We start from the raw sequence: 25,161 nt of genomic DNA on the forward strand, positions 1-25,161 counted from the left end.
TTCAATTCAGGTTATTCCGCCAGCTCGAGCGGAAACAGTACCGGGCGGCTGGGTGCCGCATCGGTTTTGAACGGGGGAATCTGCAGGTTGAGCAGGTAGAGCCCGTCGGCCACACTGTCCGGCACAAACACCATTTCCGTCACCGAACGCTGTTGCCTGGCACCGGCGTTGAGGTGGTGACTGCCGGAATCGATATTCCAGAAACTGTGGTGGTTGGCCAGCAGGCCCTGGTCGAACATCTTGTCGATGCTGGGGAAGTCCACCAGCAGGTGGTCGAAACCCAGCAGTAACGCCATGGCCTCACTGGAGAAGAAAACCGGCGGCGGCCCGCTGGCCGCGTCCGCATAGGCGCGGGAGAATTTTTCCTCGCTGTTGGGCAGGGTTCTGATGACGACTGCGCCGCAGTGCGGCGCCCGCGGTTGCTCGGCCAGTGCCTCGGCCAGGCGCCGCGCGCTGATCACCAGATCGCCGGGCTCCGGGTTGGGTGTGTAGTGCTCATTGCAGCCACCCAGTGTTTCCGCTTCCAGGCTGATGACGGTGCACGGCACCAGCAGCGGTGACAGCATGTCACCCACTGGTATCAGCTCGTCGACGATATGGCTGAGCGATTCCGTGTGCGTGCCGTTGCAGTGGGGCACAATGGTCAGCTGCGAGACATTGCAGCTGCCACCGCGGCGGGTGTCGCCGACGAAACCGTCCGCCTCCAGGGCCATGGCGGAAGCCACCGGGGCACCGAAGTGGTTGGGCTGTTTGCCGTCGAACTCCAGCGGGATCGCCAGGCTCACCGCATTGTCGGTGTCCACGCGGTAATCACATCCATCCAGTTCAAAGGTCAGTTTCATCCGGCGGCCTCCGTCTGTGAGCCTGTGTTGTAAAACTGTGTCTTTTCCAGCCCCAGCCACTCCAGCGCGGAGCCGTGCAGCAGGCGCGCCTTGATCCCGTCGTCGAGCGCCATCGACTTGATCAGCTTGCCCGGCTCCAGTTCGCCGAGCGGGAAGGGGTAGTCGCTGCCCAGCGCGATGCGCTCGGGGCCGGCCAGGTCGAGCAGGTATTTGAGCATCAGCGGGTCGTGCACCAGCGAGTCGAAATAGATCCGCTGCAGGTAGTCGCGCGGGTTGGTGCCGTTGTCCACCGCACACAGATCCGGGCGCACATTGAAGCCGTGCTCAATACGGCCGATGGTGCTGGGGAAGGCGCCGCCGCCATGGGCAAAGGCCACGCGCAGTTGCGGGAATTTCTCCAGCACGCCGCCGAAGATCATCGAACAGATGGCGCGCGAGGTTTCCGCCGGCATGCCCACCAGCCACGGCAGCCAGTATTTGGGCATGTCTTCGCGCCCGGCCATTTCCCACGGATGGACGAAAACCGCTGCGCCGAGAGATTGCGCCGCCTCCCATACCGGATACAGGTTTTCGTCGCACAGGTTCCAGCCGTTGACGTGGGAACCGATCTGCACACCGGCCAGCCCTAGCTGCGAGACACAGCGCTCCAGTTCCGCGACGGCCAGCTCCGGCGCCTGCATCGGCAGTGTGCCGAGGCCGATAAAGCGTTGCGGCTGCGCGGCGACCACGCCGGCGATGTGATCGTTCAGCAGTTTGGACAGATCCAGTGCGTGCTCCGGCTTGGCCCAGTAGCTGAACATGACCGGCACCGTGGACAGTACCTGCACATGCACGCCGTGCTGGTCGCACTCGCGCATGCGCACGTCCGCGTCCCAGCAGTTGCTGTCGATTTCCCGGAAGAACTTGTCGCCCTGCATCATGCGCGCACAGCCGCACTTGTGGTGGTCCAGGTGAATGAACCCACCGTAGCCGTAACGCTGTTTCAGGTCGGGCCAGTTCTCCGGCAGTATGTGGGTGTGGATATCGATGGTCAGCACGGTACTACTCCTGCTCGCCCGGCAGCGGCATTACGTGGCCGCAGTTGTCGCACGTGCGGTTTTCCGCGGAGCTGAAGAAGCGGTCGAACACCGGCGGGAAGTCCTGCTCGATATTGCGCAGCTTGAAGAACTCCTCGTACAACAGGTGGTTGCATACGTCGCAGTACCACTGCAGACCGTCTTTCTCATTTTCTGTGCGCCGCCGCTCTATCACCAGGCCCACGGTATCGGCGAAGCGCTGCGGCGAATGCGGCACCCGCGGCGGCAGCAGGAATATTTCGCCCTCGCGAATGGGAATGTCGGCGACTTCGCCGTCCTGGATGGTCTTCAGCAACATATCCCCTTCCACCTGGTAGAAGAATTCCGGGCCCTCATCGACGTGGTAGTCCTTGCGCGAATTGGGGCCGCCCACCACCATGATGAAAAAGCCCTGTTCCTCGAACACCAGCTTGTTGCACACCGGTGGCTTGAGGTATTCGCGGTGATCCTCGATCCACTGGTGGAAATTGATCGGCGGCGTGAGTCTGTTCATGGTTGTCCTCCGCAGGTGCTCTCAAATGGTGGCGATGCATTTCAGCTCGATGGCGATGGGGGTGGGCAGCGACAGCACTTCCACCGTAGTTCTGCACGGCTGGTTGTCTTTGAAATACTCCGCGTAGAGGGCGTTGTAGGTGTGGAAGTCGTCTTTCATGTTGGTCAGGAACACGGTGACATCGACCAGCTGGTCCCAGCCGGAGCCGGCATCCTCGAGAATGGTACGAACGTTGTCGAAAACGGAGCGACACTGGGCCGCGATGTCGTAGCTCTCGATCTCGCCTGCGCTGTTCAGGATCACGCCGGGAATCTCGCGGCTGCCGCGTACACGCGGGCCCACACCGGACAGAAACAGCAGGTTGCCCACCTTGCGTGCATGCGGGTAGCTGCCGACGGGTTCCGGGGCCTTGTTGGATTCGATGGGATTGCTCATTTATTGTTATCTCCAATCCGCATTTATCGTCTTTAATGCGCCTGCAGCGGCGCGTTGTCAATTAGCCAAAGTCGATACAGACATTCTTCGGCTCGGTGAAAAACCGCAGCGCCTCCCAGCCGCCCTCGCGACCGACGCCGGAATTTTTCATCCCCCCGAACGGGGTGCGCAGGTCCCGCTGCAGCCAGCAGTTGACCCACACGATGCCGAAGTCCAGCCGGCCGGCGATACGGTGGCTGCGACTCAGGTTTTCCGACCACACGGAGGCAGCCAGGCCATAGCCGGTGCCGTTGGCCAGCTGCAGTGCTTGCTCTTCGCCCTCGAACGGCTGGATGGTGGCAACCGGGCCGAAGATCTCCTGCTGGTTGGTCTGGCTGTCGAGCGGCAGACCTTCGATCAGCGTGGGTTCGACAAAGAAACCACCGTTGCAGCGGCCATCCACTTGCCGTTGTTGTCCACCGCAGAGAATCTCGCCGCCCTCGGCTCTGGCGGTCTCGATCGCCCCCAGCACCTTGTGCATATGCGCTGCGGAAACCAGCGCGCCCTGGTCGACATCGGTGAGCGGGTCGCCGATGCGCAGCTGCGAGATCCGCTGCAGCAGCGCGGCCTTGAAATCGGCATAGATCGAGCGCTCTACATAGATGCGCGAACCGCACAGGCAGATCTGCCCCTGGTTGGCAAAGGCGGAGCGCAGTACGCCGTCCAGGGTCTTGTCCCAGTCGCAGTCGGCGAAGACCAGGGTTGGGTTCTTGCCGCCGAGTTCCAGTGACAGTTTCTTGAACTGCGGCGCCGCCTGCGCGGCGATACGGGCGCCGGTGGCGGTGCCGCCAGTAAAGGAAATGGCCTTGATGTCCGGATGCGTGACGATGGCGTTACCGATGCCACTACCGCGGCCGTGCAGTATGTTCAGCACGCCGGCGGGCAGGCCGGCTTCGATGCAGGTTTCGGCGAGCAGGGCCGCGGTTTTCGGCGTGACTTCCGACGGCTTGGCGATCACGCAGTTGCCCGCCGCCAGCGCCGGGGCAATCTTCCAGGTGAACAGGTACAGGGGCAGGTTCCACGGCGAGATGCAGCCGACGATGCCCAGCGGTGCGCGCAGCGTGTAATTGATCGCGCGCTCGCCCATGGCGTGGGATTCCGATGCGAACTGGGTAATTGCGCGGGCGAAGAAGCGGAAGTTGTCCACAGCGCGGGGAATGTCCACTGCGCGTGCCAGTGCCAGCGGCTTGCCGTTGTCCTCGCACTCGGCCGCGGCAAATCGGTCCAGGTCGCGCTCGATCAGGTCGGCCACTTTTTCCAGGTGGCGCGCACGCGCGGCGATATCCATGGCGCGCCAGCCGGGCAGGGCACTTTGCGCGGCGGCAACCGCTGCCTGCAGGTCCTCATCGGTGGAATCGACCAGCTGTGAATAAACCTGTCCGCTGGCCGGATTGACGTTGTCCAGCAGTGCCGCCCGCGCGCGCGGTGTCGCCAGTTCGCCGGCGATATAGTTGCGAATACAGGGTAGCGCGTTGTCCATTACAGGCACCCGGTCCTGCCGCCATCCACCGGCAGGCTGACGCCGCTGATATAGGAGGCGGCCGGTGACGCGAGAAACGCGACCGCATTTGCCAGTTCACTGGCCTCGCCGAAGCGGCCCAGCGGAATCGTGCTCTTTTCCGCCGCCTCCACTTCCTCGCGCGACTTGCCCTGCTTTTTCATCTTGTTCTCGATGATGGCATCGAGGCGCACTGTCGCGGTGGCACCGGGCAACACATTGTTGACGGTGATATTGAACGGCCCCAGTTCATTCGCCAGCGTCTTGGCCCAGCTGGCCACGGCCCCGCGAATCGTGTTGGAGACGCCGAGTCCGCGCAGCGGCAGCTTCACGGAGGTGGAAATGATATTGATGATGCGGCCGTAGCCCGCCGCCTGCATGCCCGGCAGCAGTGCCTGCACCAAAGTCTGGTTGGAGACCAGGTGCAGGTTGAAGGCGTCGACAAATGCCTGCGGTTCTGCGGTATGGGCCGGGCCGGGGGCCGGGCCGCCGGTATTGTTGATCAGGATTTCACACGGGCCGGCCTCGGCCAGGTGGGCTTCGATGGCCGTGGCAACCTGGCCGGGATCGGAGAAGTCGGCCACCAGCACGCGGTGATCCTGGCCGGCGCTGCTGTGCAGGGCCTTTTTCACCGCTTCCAGTTTTTCGCGGTCGCGGGAAAACAACGTGATGGATGCGCCCAGTTGCGCCAGCTGTTCGGCGCAGGCCCGGCCGATACCCTGGCTGGAACCGCATACCAGGGCCCGTTTGCCGGCAAGATTCAAATCCATGCTCAACTCCTGTTACAGATCCGATAATTTCAGGTTGGGGGTCAGCGCATCTAGCGGCAGCATCAGTTCCAGCAGCGCCGGTTTGTCGCTTGCCATGGCCGCGGTGAAGGCCGGGAAAAATTCCTCGGTGGTGGCAACCGCCTGTGCGTGAAAACCATAGGCCCGCGCCAGCGCGGTGAAATCGGGGTTGCGCAGCTCGGTGCCGCTGATGCGGCCGGGATAGTTGCGCTCCTGGTGCATGCGGATGGTGCCGAGGCTGCCGTTGTTGACGACGATTACCAGAATATTGGCGCCGTAGTGGCTGGCGGTGGCGAGTTCCTGCACGGTCATCTGCAGGCAGCCGTCGCCGGCAAAACAGATCACCGGCCGGTGCGGGTAGCGCAGCTTGGCGGCGATGGCCGCGGGCAGGCCGTAGCCCATGGAGCCGCTGATCGGCGCCAGCTGGGTGCCGGGCCGGCGGAAGCGGAAGAAGCGGTGTACCCAGATGCTGTAGTTGCCGGCGCCATTGCACAGGATCGCATCGTCCGGCAGCTGCTCGCGCAGCCAGGTGACGATATTGCCGTACTGCAGGTTGCCGGGAATCTCTGCGGGCGTGGTCCACTGCAGGTAGTCACCGCGCGCGGCTTCGAGCCACGCCGCGCGCTCGGTGGGAACTTGCCCCGCATCGCCGTGCAGCATTGCCGCGAGCAGGTTTGCCATCGAGCTGTTGATCGCAAGGCTGGCCGGTACCCGCGCCAGCTCCTCCGCCGACGGGTGTACGTAGACGATCTGCTGGCGGTCGCCGGGCTTCAGGATGCTGTAGCCCTGGGTGACGATCTCGCTGAAGCGCCCGCCGAGGGCAATGACCAGGTCGGCGGCCTTGATACGTGCGCGCAGCGCCGGGTTGATGCCGAGGCCGACGTCGCCGATATAGTGCGGGCTGTCGTTGTCGCAAATATCCTGGCAGCGGAAGGCGGCGGCCACCGGCAGCTGCTCGCGCTCGCACCAGTGCCGCAGCAGGTCAGCGGCGCCGGTCCAGGGCGCTTCGCCGCACAGCAGCAGCGGTTTGCAGCTGGCGGCGAGTCGCTGGCGCAGGGCGGAGATGTCGGTGGGCGCGGGGGCCGGGGAAGCGGGGGACCTTGCCGGGGCGGGGGCGGTGGTGGCCGTTTCCCGCAGCATGTCCTCGGGCAGGGCCAGCACCACCGGGCCGGGGCGGCCGCCAACGGCAACGGCGAAGGCGCGCTGCACGTATTCCGGTATGCGCTCGGCGCTGTCGATCTGCGCGACCCACTTGGCCATCTGGCCGAACATGCGACGGTAGTCGATCTCCTGGAAGGCCTCGCGGTCCTGGGTGTCGCGCGCTACCTGGCCGATAAACAGCACCAGTGGGATTGAGCCCTGATAGGCCAGGTGCACGCCGGCGCTGGCATTGGTGGCGCCGGGGCCACGGGTGACGAAGCAGACGCCGGGGGAGCCGCGGAGCTTGCCGTCGGCGGCGGCCATCATCGCCGCGCCGCCCTCCTGGCGACAGGTGACTAACTGGATTTCCGCGGCATCGAACAGGGCGTCGAGCACCGGCAGGTAACTCTCCCCGGGTACGCAGAAAACGCGATCCACTTCCTGGGCCTGCAAACACCGGACGACGATCTGCCCTCCACTGGCAGAGCGCTCGTTCTGAATCTCGGTCATGTAATTATTTTTATAGTAAGTTTGCTTGGACTATACCCATTAGCGGATAGGGATACCACAGAGTCACCTTTTGCTTCTCTGCGGCGGCGCACAATTTGCAATTCGCTGCTGGAAATAAGCGGGCCGTCGGGATTTTCTGCTAGCCTGTCACCTCGATATAGCCGCCAGCGTCTGACCGGTGCCAAGGTGACCGATAAGTACGGATAGGTTACTATCCGCCCTTAACAAAATTAGCGCGCCATGGATTGAGCCCGTAAGAGCAGAGTAGGGAGACGACAAATTCGATCGTTGCACAGGGATGGCCGAAGAGGCCTTAAGGTAGTCAATAAGAATGCGGATTTTTCCCCTTTTAGGGCTGATGCTGGCGTTGCAGGGACTGGTCGGCTGCGGGTCGATGCAGTACCCCTGGCAAAAGGCGCCGACAGCGGTAGAGCCTGCGCAGCAGAGTGCGCCCGAGACAGCCGCTGAGCCCGAGCACTGTCCGGAACCCGAGAAAGTGGTGTGCGCCGAGCCGGAAGTCAAAGTGGTCGAGCGCGTGATCGAACGCCACTACGAAAATGTGGTCGAAGTGCCGGTAGCGAAAGACAAGCTGGTGCTCGGCAGTGTGGAAACCTTTTCCGTTGAGCCCGGTGGCGTTTTTCTGGAATCCCTGATCGACACCGGATCGCCCACTTCCTCCCTCAGCGTTCAGGAGCTGACGCCCTTCGAGCGGGACGGCAAGGACTGGGTGCGCTTTAAGCTGGCACCGCCGAAATCGGACGCGGAGCCGGTGACCGTCGAACTGCCGGTCAAGCGCTATGTAAAAGTGGTGCGTCCGGGGTTCGACTCGCAGCGGCGCCCGGTGGTGAATATGAGCCTGACCGTGGGTGAAGTGACCCATATGGTGGAGGTCAACCTGACCGAGCGCACCGGGCTCGATTACCTGCTGTTGGTGGGACGCAACTTCCTTAAGGATGCCGCGGTGGTGGACGTCTCCCGGCGCAAAGTTCAGGGGCTCCCCAAGCTGCCGGATACCAAATAATCGATAATGATCGAAGCAGCGGCCGGGGCCGCTGCCTCTGCTATATGGGGAATGGCGAATGTCGCCGCGCGCTCAGGTTTATATTCTCGCCGCTCTGCTCGCCGCAATGGGTATCGGCCTCACGATCTACAAGAATCGCGCTCTCGGCTTCCCGCTGTTGCCGGGAGAGTACCGTACCGTCTGGACCATCGAGGCCAAGGTGCGTTTCACCGCGGACGGCGGTCCGGTCAAGGCGGCGCTGACACTGCCGCGGGCACAGCGCAACATGGAGGTGCTGAACGAGAGCTTCAGCTCCTCCGGCTACGGTTTCAATGTTATCCGCGATAACGACGAGTACCGTGCCGTGTGGTCGCGCCGCGCCGCCAGTGGTACCCAGACACTGTTCTACCAGCTGGATGTGCACCAGACGCCGGGGGCGGCGCTGGAGCAGCCACTGGAACTCAGTACCACCGTGAAAAAACCTTTCCTCGGCGCCCGCGAGCAGGAAGCCGTGCGCCAGGCCATCAACTCTCTGGTAGCCGCCGCGCGGGAGCGCTCCTCCGATACCCGTACCTTTACCACCCAGCTGCTCTCGGCGCTGGGTGACAAGCGCAACCAGGACCGCAACCTGATCTTCGGTTATTACAAGGATCGCCCGCTGGTGGATGTCGCTCTGGTGGTGCTGGCCGAGGCCGATATCCCCGCGCACCGCATTCGCGGCCTCTACCTGGAGGAGGGCCGCCGTCGACTCGATCCCGAGGACCTGCTCGAGGTTTACGATGGCGACCGCTGGGTGGTGTTCGAGCCCCACAGCGGCTCCCCCGGCGTGCCGAAGAATTTCTTTATCTGGCAGCGCGGCGGCAAGAGCCTGCTGGATGTGGAGGGCGGCCGCAATTCGCAGGTGACCTTCTCCGTGATCTCCAACGATGTCCCGGCCCGCGATGTGTCGATGATGAGCACCAGCCAGGAGAAAGAGGCGCTGGTGGATTTCTCCATCTACAGCCTGCCGATCGAGCAACAGAGTATCTTCAAGCTGATCCTGCTGGTGCCGGTGGGGGCACTGGTGGTGGTATTACTGCGCGTGTTTGTTGGCCTGCGCACGTCCGGCACCTTTATGCCGGTGCTGCTGGCGATCGCCTTTATCGAGACGCGCCTGCTCACGGGCCTGAGTATCTTTATCCTCATCCTGGTGCTGGGCCTGTGGGTACGCTTTAACCTGAGCCGGCTCAATCTGTTGCTGGTGTCGAGGATCGCCGCGGTGGTGGTGACGGTGGTGATACTGATGGGGGTCATCAGTGTGGTCAGCTATAAGCTCGGGATCGAGCAGGCGCTGACGGTCACCTTCTTCCCGATGATCATTCTGGCCTGGACCATCGAGCGCATGTCCATCGTATGGGAGGAGGACGGCCCCTACGAGGTGGTGGTGCAGGCAGGTGGCAGCCTGCTGGTCGCGGTGCTTGCCTGGTGGGCGATGACCAACCGCTATATCGAGCACTGGACCTTCAATTTCCCCGAGCTGCTGCTGGTGCTGCTGGCGTTGATCCTGGTGGTGGGTAATTACACCGGTTACCGGCTCGGCGAGCTGATGCGCTTCCGCCAGCTGGTCAAGTAGCCGGGACGGGCCACCAGATGAACGGTTTTTCCCTGGAAAAGATACTCGCCAAGGTGCGCGGCGGCCTGGTGTCGCCGATGGCGCTGCGGCGCCGGGGCGTGCTGGGCATGAACGCGCGCAACGTCAATTATATCGCCCGCTACAACGACCGCGACAAGTACCCGATCGTCGACGACAAACTCAATACCAAGCGCGCGGCCAAGCGCGTGGGCATCGCGGTGCCGGAGCTGATTGTCGCCTTCGAGAGCCAGCCCAGCCGCCGCCGCGTGATGGAGGTGATCGAGCCGCTGTGGCAGTTCGTGATCAAGCCGGCGCGGGGCTCTGGCGGCAAGGGTATTCTGGTGATCGTCGGCCGCAACGGCGACAAGTACCTGAAGCCCTCCGGCGCCGAGGTTACGGCAATGGATATCCTGCGCCACGTCAGCAATATCCACAGCGGCCTCTACAGTCTCGGCGGCAAGCCCGACCGGGTGATGATCGAGGCGCTGGTGGATTTTGATCCGGTGTTCGACAACTACTCCTTCGAGGGGGTGCCGGATATCCGCGTGATCGTGTTCCGCGGTTTCCCGGTCATGGCCATGTTGCGCTGTTCCACCCACGCCTCCGATGGCAAGGCCAACCTGCACCAGGGTGCCGTGGGCGTGGGGCTCGACCTGGCCAGTGGCAGAAGCTGTTTTGCGGTGCAAAGCGGCCTGCGCGTCAGTCGCCATCCGGACACGGAAATACCATTCGACAAGCTCCAGGTGCCCGACTGGCGCGAGCTGCTGCGCCTGGCGGCGAGCTGTTACGAAATGACCGGGCTCGGTTATCTCGGTTGCGATATCGTGCTCGACCGCAGGCGCGGCCCGCTGCTGCTCGAGGCCAACGCGCGCCCGGGCCTGGCAATCCAGATTGCCAATGGCATCGGCCTGCGCACGCGCCTGCGGCCAATCGAGAAAATGGATATCGAGCAGCTGGAGAGAAATGTGGAAGAGCGGGTGAACTACTCGATGCAGCATTTTGCTGCGGGAGAGCCGGTATAGCAGCGGGGTCGCACCGGAAATGTTTCAGAGCGCGCACAAAAAAGGCGAGCCAGTTGGCTCGCCTTTTTTGTGTTCGAAGATCGAAATCAGGCCGCGGCGGTCACCGGGCACAGGTGGAACTGTTCCATCATGATCTGCAGGCGCTTGCGCTGCATCTTCAGGCTGTATTCCAGCTCGTTCACACGGGTGCGGATGGCTGCGCTCTCCCACTTGGCTAACAGGCGTTCGCGGGCGTTTTCGTAACGGCGCGACTGCAGCTCTTTCCACTCCGACAGGGCCGCAGAGAAAACCGCAGCTTCTTTTTCCAGCAGCTGGCGCCAGCTGTCCTTGTGGGAGGACTGTTGCAGCTTCTGCTCCGCGCGCTTGAACTGCATGGTCAGCATCGCCCGCTGGATGCGCATCGCCGGCACCGTCTTCAGGTTGCGCGCCAGGCCGAGCCAGCTGGCGCTGCGGATCAGCCACTTGGTCGGATCCCACTGGTACCAGCGGATACCGTTGCGGTAGTCGGTCTGGAAGATGTGGTGGTAGTTGTGGTAGCCCTCGCCGAAGGTGAAGAACGCCAGCAGGTCGTTGTCCCGCGCGCTGTTCTCGTCGGTGTAGGGGCGACGCCCCCAGATATGGGCCAGGGAGTTGATAAAAAACGTGGTGTGGTGGTTGACCACGATACGCAGCACACCGGCCAGCAGCAGCATGCCGATCACATCACCGGTCACCATGCCCAGCAGCAGCGGCAGGCCCAGATTCATCGCCAGGGTGACGGTCAGATAGTGGTTGTGCTGCCACATGACGATTTTGTCGCGCTGCAGGTCCTTGGCGTTGCCAAAATCCACCTTGCCGCTCGGATAATCGCGCAGCATCCAGCCGATATGCGAGAACCAGAAGCCGCGCCTGGCGGAGTAGGGATCCTGCTCGTTGTCGTCAACATGGCGGTGGTGGCGGCGGTGGCCGGAACACCAGATCAGGGCGCTGTTCTGCAGGGCGGCGGCGCCGAACAGGGCGAACAGCAGGCGCAGCGACCAGTGGGCCTCATAGGTGCGGTGGGACCACAGGCGGTGGTAGCCGGCGGTAATCGCTAAGCCGCACAGGGCGCCGTAAACGGCGAATGCCAGCCACTGGTACCAGTGGTAGCCCACGGCCACACCGTACAGCGGCACCAGGATCAGCGCCGCCAGCGCGGTGCTGGCAAACAGGATGGTGGTGACCCAGATGCGCGGCGCGTCTTCGCGCCGCTGAGTCGATAACTCTGAATTCATAGTACAGCCTTTCTAGTGCACAACTGTGGGCGCGCGCTGGAACCCATCCCTCCGCTAGAAGGTAGTCGGGTTCTGATGGAAACGCCCACCGGTCGGCAGATGCTACCCCATAGCCCTGCCTGTGGCACCCCCGCCGGGCGCAGAATGAGAATTTTTCCTCCTTGGCAGTCACTACATCTGCGGCCACGCATTGCATGGTTTTGGTGCAAAGGTGCCGAATGTCGATCGTTGTTGGTTCACGCGCCGCGTTGGCGCGCCTTCGCGCGCACCGCACAGCCCTTTTTCATGGGTTTTGCAAAGTTGGCATAGTGGTTGCAGTACTAGGGGTGTGGGCCGCAAGGCTCGCGCTTCGGGAATCCATCACGGGTTTATGGCAACAGCTTTAATACTGCGTGACTTCCCGTTTTCTCTCATCATCGCTGATTCAGGCCCCGCCATGCGGGGCCTTTTTTTTATCCGCGTTTTCGATCCCCACAGATTGCCGGCGGCACGCGGCGCCCTTTTCACGGCGGCGGATAAGTGCTTCACTAGCCGTTAACTTGTCCGGTGAAAAAGTGATCTGCGTGTCCGAACCACAGACTTCCGATCTTCCCGTACTTCCGCTGCAGCTGGCCGTGTCCGACGAGGAGCTGGCGACAATGGACGAAGCCGGGCTGCGCGCGCAAATCGGCTATCTACAGCGGTTGTTGCTGGACGTGGACTGCGGTTTCTGGGAGTGGCATCCCGAGAGCGGCCGCCAGCGGGCCGCCGGCGCCGTGTGGGCGCTGTTTGACGACGATCCCTCGTCCGCCCTGAGCGGTCTGTGGAGCGGCGCTCCGCTGTCTCTGGTGCACTCCGATGACCGCGACAAGCTGCGCGCCCTGCGCCAGCGGATCGGCGCCCAGGGAGGCGCCATTGATGTCACATTCCGCGCCTACGACAGCGCCGGGCAGCTCTACTGGATGCGCCTGTGGGCGCGCGCTGTCAGCCGCAGCGATGCGGCCGGCCGGCCGCAGCTGCTGGTGATCGGCGGCTGTGCCGACTACACCGAGGCGCTGTCGGTGCGCTACCTGTCGAATCTGCCCGGGGAAAGGCCACTGCAGGCGCTGGCGGGCGTGAGCGATGGTCTGTGGGAGTGGGATCTGCGCGCCGACGAAGTGGTGCTGGATCGCGCCTGCTGGGCCATGCTCGGATACGAAAATCACCAGGTCGATGCGGATGCGCGCACCGCGCTGTCGCACTGGCGCGCACGCATGCTGCCAGAGGACTATCCGCGCGCGCAGCAGGCAATGCACGACCACGTGCGCGAGCAGGTACCGCTGGATGTCGAGTTTCGCCTCTGGCACCGCGACGGTGGCATCGTCTGGGTGCGCTGCCGTGGGCGGGTACAGCGCAACAGCGAGGGACTGCCGGTACGGGTGCTCGGTGTGTTGCAGGACATTACCGGTAACCGCGAGGCGCTGGAGCGCGCCGAGCGCGAGCTGCAGCAACTGCGGCGCGAGAACAGCAACCGCGCCGACCTGTTATTCAGCCTCAGCCACGAACTGCGCACCCCGCTGAATGCGATCCTCGGTTACAGCCAGATGGTGGAACTGGACCAGAGTCTCAATCCGGACCAGCGCCAGCGCCTCGGAGAAATCCGCCGCGCCGGCCAGCATCTACTCCACTTGGTGGGCGACGTGCTGGAATTGGCGCGTATCGACAGCCACCGCCTCGCTCCGTCTATGGAGCCGATGCAGCCGGCAGCGCTGGTGGAGGACTGCAAGCGGCTGCTCGAACCGTTGGCGGAAACCCGCCGCGTGAGCCTGATCTTCGAGCCGCTCGGCTGGGACTCGGCGTATATCTGTGCCGATCCGGTGCGCTTCAAGCAGGTGGTGCTGAATCTGGCCGGCAACGCCGTCAAGTACAACCGGGAAAACGGCCGCGTGGTGATGAACTTCGCACCGCAGGCGGAGGGTTGGCTGCGGCTCAGTATCCTCGATACCGGCACCGGCATTCCGGAGGAAAAACGCGCTGAGGTTTTCGAGCCGTTCAACCGCCTGGGGGCGGAAAAGGGGCAGATAGAGGGTACCGGCGTCGGGCTGGCAATCGCCAGGCGCCTGACCGAGGCGATGGGAGGGCGCATCGACTTCGACAGCCACGAGGACCAGGGCTCCGTTTTCTGGATTGAGTTTCCAATGATCGACGCACCGGTGGAGGTCATGCAGCTGTCGCCCGGTCCGCGGGTGCCGGTGAAATTCCCCGCCTGCCGAATCCTGCAGGTGGCCAATCGGCCGGCGGGCGTCAATCGCCTGCGCACCATGCTGAATGGCTTCAGCCAGGTGCAGCTGGCAGTGGCCGAGGACGCGGTGGAGGCCATCTTTGCCGCTCGCACCCAGTGCCCCGATATGGTGCTTTTCGACGCCGCGATGCCCGGTATGGCAGCGGCGGATATGGCGCACATTCTGAAGGAGGACCCGCTCACCGCAGGGATCACCTTTGTCGCTATCGGTGAATACGGCGGCGAGGAGTGCGACGCGGCACTGCCCGAATCGTACGATTTGGCGCAATTGTGCCAGGTGGCCGAGAAGTGCGCGGCTGGCACGGAAAAATTGGATTAATTTGAATTGGCGACATAATTAATAGCTGCAATTGACGCCTGCTGGTCTACACTTGCCGGGTTTGCATAAAAACAAAAAAAACCTGCACGCGTAAAATCAGGCAGTACTCACGGAACGATACCAATAAGCCGAGGATGTGGATGTCTGTAATGGTTCCGGATTGTAACCCCGATGGGGGACAATCCCGGCAGCACCTGTGGTTGTCGGCCCTGCTGCTGGCGGCTATCTCTGCCACATTTGTCGTTATCTGCAAAAAGTTCCTCAGCCCCGGCGGCGGCGCTGCGGCTGTGTGGTTTCCCGATGCCATTGCCATAACCTTTCTCTACCGCCAGCGAGTGCGCGATTGGCCGCTGCTGCTGCTGGCGTTTCTCGCCGCCGACGTGATGGCCGGAGTCGCCATCGGCTACGGTTGGCTGCCGGCGCTTGTCTATACGTCGGTGTCCTTTTCCGAAATCCTGCTCGCCGCCTTGCTGCTGCGCCGCTTCTGCGTCGAGGAAGATTACTTCGATGGCCCCAGACAGTGGCTGCGCTTCACTTTCTTTTCGGCCATCCTGCCGCCGCTGGCGGGCGCGGGCCTGGGGGCTCTGGTGGCGGTGGCGCGCACCGGTCTTCCCTATCAGACCCTGTTCCCGATCTGGTACCTGGCGGATTTTGTCGGGCTGCTGACGCTGCTGCCACTGGCGCTGATGTGTCGCGCCGAGACGCTGCGCAGTTTCCGCAGTGGTGCGGCGCTGGGCCGTTTCCTGTCCACTGCGGCAGTGGTGGGTGCATCCATTTACCTAGTGTTCGAGGTGGCGCTGCTGCCGTTCGTATTTGTCTCGCTGCCGTTGATCTGGGCCGCGACGCGACTGCCACTGTTCCAGACGCTGGTGGTCATCTTTGGCACCATTCTGGCGGTGGCACTCATCTATGTGGGGGTCGAGACTCACGCCAATCCGGCCTTGATGGCCAGAGGTGATCACGCGGGCGTGACGCTGGTGGTAAACACCTTTGTGGCGGCGTTGCCGGCCTACGCGATGGCGGTTTATACCAATATCGAACGCCACCGCAATGCGCGTATCGTCGAAATGGAGAGCAGCTTTCGCGCCGCGGTGGAGGATTCCCGTATCGGGATGTTACTGGTGTCGCTGGAAGGCCGTATTCTGCAGGCCAATCGCAGTTTCTGTGAGTTTGTCGGCTACCCCGAGGGTGAGCTGGTGGGGCGCAGCATCTTTTCGATCACCTGTGCGGAAGACGAGCCTTCCAGCCGCGAGCTGTGGCGGAGTTTTATCAGCGGCGAGCGCCATGCGCCGCACCTGGAAAAGCGCTATGTGCACCGCGACGGCCATGTGGTGTGGGGGTATCTGTCTTGCAGCCTGGCGCGGGATGCCCACGGTGAGGCGCTCTATTCGGTGGTCCAGGTCGAGGATATCGACGGGCGCAAACGCGGCGAAACCCATTTGGTGGAAGCGAAGGAGCGCCTGCAGGTAACACTGTCGTCCATCGCCGATGCGGTAATTTCCACCGACGCCGATTGTCGGATCAATTTCATGAACCCGGTGGCCGAGCAGATGATGGGCCTGCCGCTGGAGCGGGTTCGGGGGCAGCCGGTTGACGGCGTATTCCGCATGACCCTCGGGCGCGACGGCGAATCGGTGCCGAACCCGGTGGCTGAATGCCTGCGCCTCGGTGAGCCGGTATTCAGTGCCGACGGCTGTGTGCTGCACAGCAAGGACGGGCGCTGTTATGACATCAAGAATTCTGCTTCGCCGCTGAAGACCGAGCGCGGTGCGCTGCTGGGGGCGGTGATGGTGTTCCAGGACGTGAGCGAATCGCGCCAGCTGATTCGCCAGCTCACCTACAAGGCCTCCCATGACGATCTCACTGGATTGCCCAACCGCGATGCTTTCAAGCGCGAACTGCTGAAAGCGATCGAGAGTGTGCGCCACAGCGACGAGTGCCATGCGCTGGCCTATGTCGATCTGGATCGGTTCAAGGTGGTCAACGACAGTGCCGGCCACCTGGCCGGTGACGCGCTGCTGAAGCAGATCAGCAAGTACCTGCGCGCACTGTTGCGCACATCCGACAGCGTCGCGCGTCTCGGTGGTGACGAGTTCGGCCTGCTGTTCCGCCACTGCAACAAGGAGCAGGCACGACTGCGCTGCGAGCAGTTGATCCGGCAGATAGTGGCGCTGCGCTTTCCCTGGAACGAGCGTGTCTACGATGTCGGCGCGAGTGTCGGCATTACGGAGATCAACTGTTTCAACGATCGCCTCGGCGATCTGCTCAGTCAGGCGGACGTGGCCTGCTACTCGGCCAAGCACGCCAGCCGCGGCACCGTGATGATTTACGAAATGGAGCAGAGCGCCGCGGCGGAACAGCACCGCGAGATCATCGTCGCATCGGCCATTCGCGAGGCGCTGGATGGCGAGCGGCTGGTACTTTACGCGCAGCCGGTGGCCCGCAGCGGCGAGCTGTCCGCGGTCAGTCATTACGAAATACTGGTGCGCATGGTCGATGACGGTGGCGACCTGATGTTGCCGGCGGCGTTTATTCCGGCAGCGGAGCGCTACGGACTGATGCTGCAGATTGATCGCTGGGTGGTGGAGCAGGTACTGGTGCGGCATGCGCCGCAGATCGCGGCGCAGGGAATGCAGTGCGCCGTCAACCTGTCCGCCGAGGCGCTCGGCGACGGCGACTTCCAGGTGTACCTGGTCAAGTTGCTCGAGCAGACACCGATCCCGCTCCCCCATGTCGGTTTTGAAATCACCGAAACCGCGATGGTCAATCAGATGGATAACGCCAGTCACTTTGTCGCCGAGCTGCGCCGGATGGGCTGCAAGGTGGCTCTGGACGATTTCGGCAACGGCCTCAGCTCGTTCAACTACCTGAAGGCCTTCTCCATCGACTACATCAAGATCGATGGCAGTTTTGTGCGCCAGGTGGAGTCCAACTTCGTCGACCTGATCATCGTCGAGTCGATTCACCAGGTGGCGCACCGCCTGGGGGCGCGCACCATTGCCGAGTACGTCGAGGATGCCTCCACCGCGGCGCGCTTGCGCACCATTGGCGTCGATTTGCTGCAGGGGTACCACATTGGCCGGCCGCTGCCACTGCAGGAGATGCTGCAAAGCACGGAGCGGGAACTGCTACTGGAGGTGGCCGCCGCCGACAGCTAGCTGCAGGTCACCATCGAAATAAAAAAGGCCGGGTAAGTACCCGGCCTTTTGCGTCAATGGCGGTGCATTCGCGCTCAGCGTATGCCGCCCATATGGCGGCCGACGATCTGCAGCAGCGGCTTGAAGACCTTGGGCGTGGCGCATACCAGGTTGCCGGAATCCAGGTAATCCTCGCCGCCGCGGAAGTCGCTGATCAGGCCGCCCGCCTCTTTCACCAGCAGGGCACCGGCAGCGATATCCCAGCTATTGAGGTGCATTTCCCAGAAACCGTCGAAGCGGCCGGCGGCCACGTAGGCCAGGTCCAGCGCCGCCGCGCCGGGGCGGCGGATACCGGCGGTCTGGCCGGCGATTTCCTTCAGCGTGGCCAGGTAGGGGTCGATGTTCTCCAGCGCGGGGCCGTTGAACGGAATACCGGTGCCGATCACGGCGCCGCGCATGCCCTGGCGCGCGGATACGCGGATGCGGCGCCCGTTCAGGGCTGCACCGCGGCCGCGGCTGGCGGTGAATTCCTCGCGCTTGATCGGGTCCAGCACCACCGCGTGCTCGATGCGGCCGCGATAGCGGCAGGCGATGGAGATGGCGAACTGCGGGATGCCGTGAATAAAGTTGGTGGTGCCGTCCAGTGGATCGATGATCCACTCGTAATCCGGCTCCGCGCCTTCCTGCAGGCCGCTCTCTTCGGCGCGGATGCTGTGCTTGGGGTAAGCCTTGCGCAGGTGGTAGATGATCTCCTGCTCGCTGGCGCGGTCCACTTCGGTGACGAAATCGTTGCGGCCTTTCTCTTCGTAGTTGGAGAGATCGCTGCGCTCCCAGGCCCGTTCGATCAGTTCACCGGCCTTGCGCGCCGCGCGCAGGGCAATATTCAGCATGGGTTCCATAACTATTCCGCATCGTGTGATTTGCAAGGGTTAAAAAGCGGGAGGCGCGCGCCTGGGCCGTGTCGGCCGGGGCGCTCTCCATACCCGGGCCAGCCGGGGGGCGGCGATTGTAGGGATTTTGGTCCATATTTGCTACACTCGCGCGCCTTTGGCATTCCAACCCCTTTGCACAGTATGGTCAAGTCCTCCCTCGACTCCTCTCCCCGCGACACTGCGCCGCTGGACAACATCCGCGTGGTGCTGGTGAACAGCGCCCACCCGGGCAATATCGGCGGCGCCGCGCGCGCGCTGAAGAATATGGGCCTCAGCCAGCTCTATCTGGTGGCGCCGCGGGAGTTTCCCGCCGCCAACGCGATCTGGCGCGCCGCCGGCGCCGCGGATCTGCTCGACCAGGCGGTCGTTGTGGATACGCTGGAAGAGGCGGTGGCCGACTGCGGTCTGGTGATGGCCACCAGCGCCCGTGAACGCCGCATCCCCTGGCCCCTGCTGACGCCGCGCGAATGCGGCGCGCGGGCGGTGGCCGAGGCCCCCAGCCACCCGGTTGCCCTGGTATTCGGGCGCGAGGATCGCGGGCTGACCAATGAGGAGCTGCAGGCCTGCAACTTCCACGTGCACATCCCCGCGAACCCGGACTACAGTTCCCTCAACCTGGCCACCGCGGTGCAGGTGCTGGTGTACGAGGTGCGTATGGCGGCGCTGGAAGCGGAGCAGGGCGGGCCGGTCAGTTATGCCGACTGGGACAGACCGCCGGCCAAGGCCAGCGATATGGAGCTCTATTACGAGCACCTGCAGGCGGCTCTGGGCGAACTCGGTTTTATCGATGCGGACAACCCGCGCCAGACCATCACCCGCTTGCGCCGACTGTTCAGTCGCGTGCGCCCGGACGACATGGAGCTGGGTATTCTGCGCGGCTGGCTGACCGCGACCCAGAACTATATCCACCGCACCGGCGGCAAGGGCAGACCGGATTCCTGAACGCTGCGGGCGCAGTGGTCAATACCCGACTACTGCGCCGGGTTATATACTTGACTGAGTTGCTGGGTTATTCCATACTCGCGCCCCGATCGATAGAGGGCTGTAGATCAGTCGGGAGCTGATATGCGTTTGACAACCAAAGGCCGCTACGCGGTCACGGCGATGCTGGACTTGGCGCTGCACGCTGAGCGCGGCCCGATAAGCCTGGCGGACATCTCCAAGCGCCAGGGCATTTCCCTGTCCTACCTGGAGCAGCTGTTCTCGCGATTGCGGCAGTCCGGCCTGGTGTCGAGCGTGCGTGGCCCCGGTGGCGGTTACCGCCTGGCGCGGCCCGGCGACGAGGTGTTCGTCGCGCAGATCGTCGACGCGGTGAACGAATCCGTCGATGCCACCAGCTGTGGCGGCAATGCCGATTGCGCCGGCGGAGAACAGTGCCTGACCCACTATCTTTGGTCCGATTTGAGCGAACAGATTCACAGCTTCCTGAACGGTATCAGCCTCGCCAATCTGGTGGCGCGGGCCGAGGTGCAGGAAGTCGCGCGGCGCCAGGACCGGCGCGGTGCGCCAGAAGACGCGCCACTGGAAAAAGTGGCAGTGATCGGCGGCCTGCAATAAGGTGCGCGCCGCCCGACAGAACCCCATCGACAGCACACGTGAATTGACAGTATTAGTGCGCGGAGAGAAACGAGTATGAAGCTTCCCATCTACCTGGATTATGCGGCTACCTGCCCGGTGGACCCGCGCGTCGCTGCAAAGATGGCAGAATCCCTGACCATGGACGGCAACTTCGGTAACCCTGCCTCCCGCTCGCACCTGTACGGCTGGAAAGCGGAAGAGGCGGTCGAAGACGCCCGCCGCCAGGTGGCCGAGCTGGTCAACGCCGACCCGCGCGAGATCGTCTGGACCAGCGGTGCCACTGAATCCGACAACCTGGCGATCAAGGGCGCGGCCCACTTCTACCAGGGCAAAGGCAAGCACATCATTACCTCCAAGATCGAGCACAAGGCGGTGCTGGACACCTGCCGCCAGCTGGAGCGCGAGGGTTTCGAGGTTACCTACCTGAACCCGCGTGAAGACGGCATCGTCTACCCGGAGCAGGTGGAAGAGGCGCTGCGCGAGGACACCATCCTGGTGAGCCTGATGCACGTCAACAACGAGATCGGCGTGATTAACGATATCGCCGCGATCGGTGAGCTGTGCCGCTCCCGCAAGGTGGTCTTCCATGTGGATGCCGCGCAGAGCGCCGGCAAGCTGCCGATCGACCTGGCGGAAATGAAAGTCGACCTGATGTCTTTCTCCGCCCACAAAGTTTACGGTCCCAAGGGCATGGGTGCCCTGTACGTGCGCCGCAAGCCGCGGGTGCGCCTCGAGGCGCAGATGCACGGTGGTGGTCACGAGCGCGGTATGCGCTCCGGTACCCTGCCGACACACCAGATTGTCGGTATGGGGGAGGCCTTCCGCATTGCCAGAGAGGAAATGGCAGCGGAGACCGAGCGTCTGCTGATGCTGCGCAATCGCTTCTGGGATCAGATCAAGGATATGGAAGAGGTGCACATCAACGGTTCCGTGGAACAGCGCGTGGTGGGCAACCTGAACGTCAGCTTTGCCTTCGTCGAGGGTGAGAGCCTGATCATGTCACTTAAGGATCTGGCGATTTCCTCCGGTTCCGCCTGTACCTCGGCGAGCCTGGAGCCCAGCTATGTACTGCGTGCGCTGGGTGTGAATGACGAGATGGCCCACAGCTCCCTGCGCTTCAGCTTTGGCCGCTTCACCAGCGAAAACGATGTGGACACCGCTGCCGCGGAAGTGCGCAAGGCGGTAGAAAAACTGCGCGAGCTGTCGCCCCTGTGGGATATGTACAAAGACGGTGTCGATCTGAATACCATTGAATGGGCGGCGCACTAAAAGGTTTAGGAGACGGTAACAATGGCTTATAGCGATAAAGTAATCGATCACTACGAACATCCCCGTAACGTCGGTCGTATGGACGACAAGTCGGATGACGTCGGCACCGGCATGGTCGGCGCGCCGGCCTGCGGCGACGTGATGCGCCTGCAGATCCAGGTCAACGCCGACGGCGTGATCGAGGATGCGAAGTTCAAGACCTACGGCTGCGGTTCCGCGATTGCGTCCAGCTCACTGCTGACCGAGTGGGTGAAGGGCAAGACCATCGACGAGGCGGAGCAGATCAAGAACACCGCGATCGCCGAGGAACTGGCGCTGCCGCCGGTGAAGATCCACTGCTCGGTACTGGCCGAGGACGCGATCAAGGCCGCGGTGAAGAACATTCGCGAGAAGCGCGGCCTGGAGGCCGGCGAAGGTAAAGAAGAAGCGGCCAGCTGAGTGCAATCGGCGCCCGCAGAGTAAAGTCGCGGAAGGAAGTAGAGGCAATACCGCTATGGCAATCACCATGACAGACGCGGCGCAGGAACACGTCAGGCGCCAGCTCGACAAGCGCGGCAGCGGTATCGGAATCCGCGTCGGTGTGCGTACCGCTGGCTGCTCGGGGATGGCCTATGTGCTCGAGTTTGTCGACCGCGCCGAGCCGGAAGACCAGGTATTTGAATACGGCGATGTCGCCCTGGTGGTGGACCCGAAGAGCCTGGTCTACCTGGACGGCACCGAGCTGGATTTCGTCAAAGAGGGTTTGAACGAGGGCTTTGCCTTCTCTAACCCCAACGTCAAGAACGAGTGCGGTTGCGGCGAAAGTTTCCACGTGTGACTTCCGCCTCGCCGGAAAAGGCCGGGTGCGTCGCGCACGCCGGCCTTTTTAGTATTTTCTAATTCGAAAAGAACACACAAGTTAATGGCGAAGGCGCTGATGCCAGGAGCTGTTTGGCAGACCTTCTGCGGCCAGGGGCCGCCAGGCGCCGTGAATGCCTGGAGCGGCCGGACTGGCCGCGGAGAGCGTACACGGACGTATTCACAGCGTGTCTGACAGACAGCCCCTGGTAGCAGTGCCGCCACAGAACTCCCTTTGGCCTCTGCCCCGGCTGAAAGGGGTGCGAAAGGCTACTGCTGGTAAGGCGCACGATATGGCACAACACCAGACCTATTTCGACATGTTCGGCCTCAAGCCCGCGTTCGAGATCGACCGCGCCGCGCTGACGAAGCGCTATCGCGAGTTGCAGCGGGAATTTCACCCGGACAAGTACGCGGCCAAGTCCGAGCGCGAACAGCTGCTGGCGATGCAGTACGCGGCGCGTATCAACGAGGCGCACACGACACTGCGCGACCCGGTGTTGCGCGCCGCCTACCTGCTGGAACTGGCCGGGGTGGAAATCAGCCCCGAGCAGACCACTGCCGATGCCGAGTTCCTGATGCAGCAGATGATGTTGCGCGAGCGCCTCGAGGAAGTGCGCGATGAGGCCGATCCGGCCGCCGCCCTCAACGAACTGGGCGAAGAGGTGCGCGGCCTGTTCGCCACCGAACAGCGGCAGTTCGCCGATGTCTTTGTCGCGGGTGATCTCGCTGCCGGCAAGGACTCCCTGCTCAAACTGCAGTTTCTGAGCAAGCTGCAGCGGCAGGTGGAAGAACTGGAAGAAGACCTTTTAGATTAAAGAGTAACAATGGCATTACTGCAGATTTCCGAACCCGGCCAGAGCCCCGAACCGCACCAGCGCAAGCGCGCAGTGGGGATCGACCTGGGCACCACCAACTCCCTGGTGGCGACCGTGCGCAGCGGCTCGGCGGAGGCCATTGCCGGCGAAGACGGCAGTGTGATTGTGCCCTCGGCGGTGCACTATGGCGCGGACGGCGTAACCGTCGGCACCGCGGCGCGGACCCGTGCCGGCGACGACCCCTTCAACACCCTGCTGTCGGTCAAGCGCCTGATGGGCCGCGGCCTCGCCGATGTGCAGAGCTTCGGCGAGCAGCTGCCGTACCGGTTTGTCGACACTGACGGCGGCATGCCGGCGATCGAAACGGTGGCCGGGGCGGTGAACCCGGTGCAGGTATCCGCGGAAATCCTCAAGGTGCTGGCGCGCCGCGGTGACGCGGCCCTCGGCGGCGAGCTGGACGGCGCGGTGATCACCGTGCCGGCCTATTTCGACGATGCCCAGCGTCAGGCCACCAAGGATGCCGCCAAACTGGCCGGCCTCAAGGTGCTGCGCCTGCTGAACGAACCCACCGCCGCAGCGGTGGCCTACGGCCTCGATCGCGAAGACGCCGATGGCGCCGACAAGACCATCGCGGTCTACGACCTCGGTGGTGGTACCTTCGATATTTCCATCCTGCGCCTGTCGCGCGGCGTGTTCGAGGTACTGTCCACCGGTGGTGACTCCGCGCTGGGCGGCGACGATTTCGACCGCGCCATCGCCACCTGGATCGCCGCCGAGGCGGGTCTCGGCACCGACCTGGATGTGGTCACCCAGCGCGCCCTGCTGGATCGCGCCTGTGCTGCCAAGGAGGCGCTGGCACAGCAGGCCCAGGTTCCGCTGGAATACGGTGACTGGCGCGGCGAATTGGATCGCGCCGCCATGGCGGACCTGCTCGATGCGCTGATCGACAAGACGCTGCGCGCCTGCAAGCGCGCCCTGCGCGACGCGGATCTGGGTGCCGACGAAATCGACGATGTGGTGCTGGTGGGCGGTTCCACCCGCACCCTGCGCGTGCGCGAGCAAGTCGAGGCGTTCTTCGGCCGCGCACCCCACGCGGATATCGATCCGGACCAGGTGGTCGCTATCGGTGCCGCGCTGCAGGCGGATGTGCTGGTGGGCAACAAGTCCCGCGACGACCTGCTGCTGCTGGACGTGATCCCGCTGTCGCTGGGTATCGAAACCATGGGCGGCCTCACCGAGAAGCTGATCGCGCGCAACACCACCATCCCGGTGGCCAAGGCGCAGGAATTCACCACCTTCCGGGACGGCCAGACCGCCATGGCCATCCACGTGGTCCAGGGTGAGCGCGAGCTGGTGACGGACTGTCGCTCGCTGGCGCGCTTCGAACTGCGCGGCATACCGCCGATGGTGGCCGGCGCCGCGCATATCCGCGTGACCTTCCAGGTGGACGCCGACGGACTGCTGTCGGTCACCGCGATGGAGAAGAGCAGCGGAGTCAGCGCCGATATCACCGTCAAGCCGTCCTACGGTCTCGAGGATGCGGAGATCACCCGCATGCTGCAGGACTCCTACGCCCACGCCGAAGAGGACATCGCCGCCCGTGCCCTGCGCGAGGCCCAGGTGGAGGCGGAGCGGGCCCTGGAGAGCCTGCTGGTGGCGCTGCGCGAAAACGGCGCCGAGCTGCTGGACGACAGCGAACTCAATGCGCTGGAGCGCGCCATGGAGGCCCTGCGCCTCGCCCATAACGGCGGCGACGCAGACGAGATTCACAGGCGTATCGAAGCGCTCAACGAGCTGTCCGAACCTTTCGCCGCGCGCCGCATGGACGCCTCCATCAGGCGCGCCATGCAGGGCCACAGCCTGGACGAATTTGATCAATAACTATGTGGGAGCCAGTCCTGTTGCCGGCGGCGGTAATCGCCGGCACGGCGGGCTCCTGCGGTGTCACAGCGAGTAATTGACCCATGCCCAAGATTGTATTCCTGCCCCACGCCGAAATCTGCCCCGAGGGCAAAGTGGTGGAGGCAGAGCCCGGTGTCAGCGTCTGCGATGCGGCGCTGGCCAACGGCATTGAAATCGAGCACGCCTGCGAGAAATCCTGTGCCTGCACCACCTGCCACGTGATCGTGCGCGAGGGCTTCGAGTCCCTCGGCGAACCGGACGAACTGGAGGAGGACCTGCTGGACAAGGCCTGGGGCCTGGAGCCCGATTCACGCCTGTCGTGCCAGGCGATTGTCGATGATGAGGACCTGGTGGTGGAGATCCCCAAGTACACCATCAACCAGGTATCGGAAAAGCACTGA

The 25,161-nt window shown here is 63.4% G+C and carries 22 protein-coding genes; 13 read left to right on the forward strand and 9 right to left on the reverse strand.

Features of this window, described 5'->3' with window-relative positions:
• Nucleotides 1-11: 11 nt before the first annotated feature.
• From ABDK11_RS04605 to ABDK11_RS04635, 7 genes are all read right to left on the reverse strand, one after another.
• On the reverse strand, nt 12-842 hold the full coding sequence (locus ABDK11_RS04605; protein ID WP_346839128.1) for a cyclase family protein: 831 nt from the start codon (nt 840-842) through the stop codon (nt 12-14).
• On the reverse strand, nt 839-1,879 hold the full coding sequence (locus ABDK11_RS04610; RefSeq protein ID WP_346839129.1) for an amidohydrolase family protein: 1,041 nt from the start codon (nt 1,877-1,879) through the stop codon (nt 839-841). The genes ABDK11_RS04605 and ABDK11_RS04610 overlap by 4 nt, the downstream gene beginning before the upstream one ends.
• Nucleotides 1,880-1,883: 4 nt before the next feature.
• Nucleotides 1,884-2,411 (reverse strand): 3-hydroxyanthranilate 3,4-dioxygenase, encoded by a 528-nt coding sequence (locus tag ABDK11_RS04615; RefSeq protein WP_346839130.1) that lies wholly within the window; start codon nt 2,409-2,411, stop codon nt 1,884-1,886.
• A 21-nt stretch (nt 2,412-2,432) separates the two neighbouring features.
• Nucleotides 2,433-2,846 carry a Rid family hydrolase gene (locus tag ABDK11_RS04620; protein WP_346839131.1) on the reverse strand — a complete coding sequence of 138 codons (414 nt, stop codon included), beginning with the start codon at nt 2,844-2,846 and terminating at the stop codon, nt 2,433-2,435.
• Nucleotides 2,847-2,907: 61 nt separating this feature from the next.
• A complete protein-coding gene (locus ABDK11_RS04625) occupies nt 2,908-4,365 on the reverse strand; it encodes an aldehyde dehydrogenase (RefSeq protein ID WP_346839132.1) in 1,458 nt (485 codons plus the stop codon).
• Nucleotides 4,365-5,153 carry an SDR family oxidoreductase gene (locus tag ABDK11_RS04630; protein WP_346839133.1) on the reverse strand — a complete coding sequence of 263 codons (789 nt, stop codon included), beginning with the start codon at nt 5,151-5,153 and terminating at the stop codon, nt 4,365-4,367. The genes ABDK11_RS04625 and ABDK11_RS04630 overlap by 1 nt, the downstream gene beginning before the upstream one ends.
• Before the next feature lie 12 nt (nt 5,154-5,165).
• Nucleotides 5,166-6,821, reverse strand: a complete 1,656-nt coding sequence (locus tag ABDK11_RS04635; protein WP_346839134.1) for a thiamine pyrophosphate-binding protein — start codon at nt 6,819-6,821, stop codon at nt 5,166-5,168.
• A 331-nt stretch (nt 6,822-7,152) separates the two neighbouring features.
• Between ABDK11_RS04635 and ABDK11_RS04640 the strand changes: the two genes are divergently transcribed.
• The 3 genes from ABDK11_RS04640 to ABDK11_RS04650 are packed head-to-tail and all read left to right on the forward strand — an operon-like array spanning nt 7,153 to nt 10,455.
• Complete coding sequence (locus ABDK11_RS04640) at nt 7,153-7,842, forward strand: RimK/LysX family protein (RefSeq protein ID WP_346839135.1); 690 nt, start codon at nt 7,153-7,155, stop codon at nt 7,840-7,842.
• 58 nt (nt 7,843-7,900) lie between these two features.
• Nucleotides 7,901-9,433 carry an inactive transglutaminase family protein gene (locus ABDK11_RS04645; protein WP_346839136.1) on the forward strand — a complete coding sequence of 511 codons (1,533 nt, stop codon included), beginning with the start codon at nt 7,901-7,903 and terminating at the stop codon, nt 9,431-9,433.
• Between the two features lie 17 nt (nt 9,434-9,450).
• Entirely contained in the window at nt 9,451-10,455 is a 1,005-nt protein-coding gene (locus ABDK11_RS04650; protein WP_346839137.1) for an alpha-L-glutamate ligase-like protein, read from the forward strand.
• 86 nt (nt 10,456-10,541) lie between these two features.
• Here ABDK11_RS04650 and ABDK11_RS04655 read toward each other — a convergent pair whose 3' ends face one another.
• Complete coding sequence (locus ABDK11_RS04655; RefSeq protein WP_346839138.1) at nt 10,542-11,708, reverse strand: fatty acid desaturase; 1,167 nt, start codon at nt 11,706-11,708, stop codon at nt 10,542-10,544.
• Between the two features lie 563 nt (nt 11,709-12,271).
• Here ABDK11_RS04655 and ABDK11_RS04660 point away from each other — a divergent pair.
• Both ABDK11_RS04660 and ABDK11_RS04665 read left to right on the forward strand, forming a co-directional pair.
• Nucleotides 12,272-14,287 carry an ATP-binding protein gene (locus tag ABDK11_RS04660; RefSeq protein ID WP_346839139.1) on the forward strand — a complete coding sequence of 672 codons (2,016 nt, stop codon included), beginning with the start codon at nt 12,272-12,274 and terminating at the stop codon, nt 14,285-14,287.
• Between the two features lie 149 nt (nt 14,288-14,436).
• A complete protein-coding gene (locus ABDK11_RS04665) occupies nt 14,437-17,445 on the forward strand; it encodes an EAL domain-containing protein (RefSeq protein ID WP_346839140.1) in 3,009 nt (1,002 codons plus the stop codon).
• 74 nt (nt 17,446-17,519) lie between these two features.
• Here the strand turns inward: ABDK11_RS04665 and ABDK11_RS04670 are convergent, their stop codons facing one another.
• On the reverse strand, nt 17,520-18,323 hold the full coding sequence (locus tag ABDK11_RS04670) for an inositol monophosphatase family protein (RefSeq protein ID WP_346839141.1): 804 nt from the start codon (nt 18,321-18,323) through the stop codon (nt 17,520-17,522).
• Between the two features lie 174 nt (nt 18,324-18,497).
• Between ABDK11_RS04670 and trmJ the strand changes: the two genes are divergently transcribed.
• The 8 genes from trmJ to fdx all read left to right on the forward strand — a co-directional run bounded on the left by trmJ (nt 18,498) and on the right by fdx (nt 25,161).
• The gene (gene trmJ, locus ABDK11_RS04675) at nt 18,498-19,298 is read left to right on the forward strand and encodes a tRNA (cytosine(32)/uridine(32)-2'-O)-methyltransferase TrmJ (protein ID WP_346840175.1); all 801 of its coding nucleotides are present in this window, start codon (nt 18,498-18,500) and stop codon (nt 19,296-19,298) included.
• A gap of 123 nt (nt 19,299-19,421) precedes the next feature.
• Nucleotides 19,422-19,913 (forward strand): Fe-S cluster assembly transcriptional regulator IscR, encoded by a 492-nt coding sequence (iscR, locus tag ABDK11_RS04680; RefSeq protein WP_346839142.1) that lies wholly within the window; start codon nt 19,422-19,424, stop codon nt 19,911-19,913.
• A 75-nt stretch (nt 19,914-19,988) separates the two neighbouring features.
• Nucleotides 19,989-21,203: an IscS subfamily cysteine desulfurase gene (locus ABDK11_RS04685; protein WP_346839143.1), complete on the forward strand. Its 1,215-nt coding sequence runs from the start codon at nt 19,989-19,991 to the stop codon at nt 21,201-21,203.
• Nucleotides 21,204-21,224: 21 nt separating this feature from the next.
• Entirely contained in the window at nt 21,225-21,641 is a 417-nt protein-coding gene (gene iscU, locus ABDK11_RS04690) for a Fe-S cluster assembly scaffold IscU (protein ID WP_346839144.1), read from the forward strand.
• A 55-nt stretch (nt 21,642-21,696) separates the two neighbouring features.
• Nucleotides 21,697-22,020: an iron-sulfur cluster assembly protein IscA gene (gene iscA, locus ABDK11_RS04695; protein ID WP_346839145.1), complete on the forward strand. Its 324-nt coding sequence runs from the start codon at nt 21,697-21,699 to the stop codon at nt 22,018-22,020.
• A gap of 313 nt (nt 22,021-22,333) precedes the next feature.
• Nucleotides 22,334-22,858 (forward strand): Fe-S protein assembly co-chaperone HscB, encoded by a 525-nt coding sequence (gene hscB / locus ABDK11_RS04700; protein WP_346839146.1) that lies wholly within the window; start codon nt 22,334-22,336, stop codon nt 22,856-22,858.
• Nucleotides 22,859-22,867: 9 nt separating this feature from the next.
• The gene (gene hscA, locus ABDK11_RS04705) at nt 22,868-24,739 is read left to right on the forward strand and encodes a Fe-S protein assembly chaperone HscA (protein ID WP_346839147.1); all 1,872 of its coding nucleotides are present in this window, start codon (nt 22,868-22,870) and stop codon (nt 24,737-24,739) included.
• Nucleotides 24,740-24,822: 83 nt separating this feature from the next.
• Nucleotides 24,823-25,161 (forward strand): ISC system 2Fe-2S type ferredoxin, encoded by a 339-nt coding sequence (fdx, locus tag ABDK11_RS04710; RefSeq protein WP_346839148.1) that lies wholly within the window; start codon nt 24,823-24,825, stop codon nt 25,159-25,161.

The sequence above is a fragment of the Microbulbifer sp. SAOS-129_SWC genome (genome assembly GCF_039696035.1).
Classification (GTDB): Bacteria; Pseudomonadota; Gammaproteobacteria; order Pseudomonadales; family Cellvibrionaceae; genus Microbulbifer.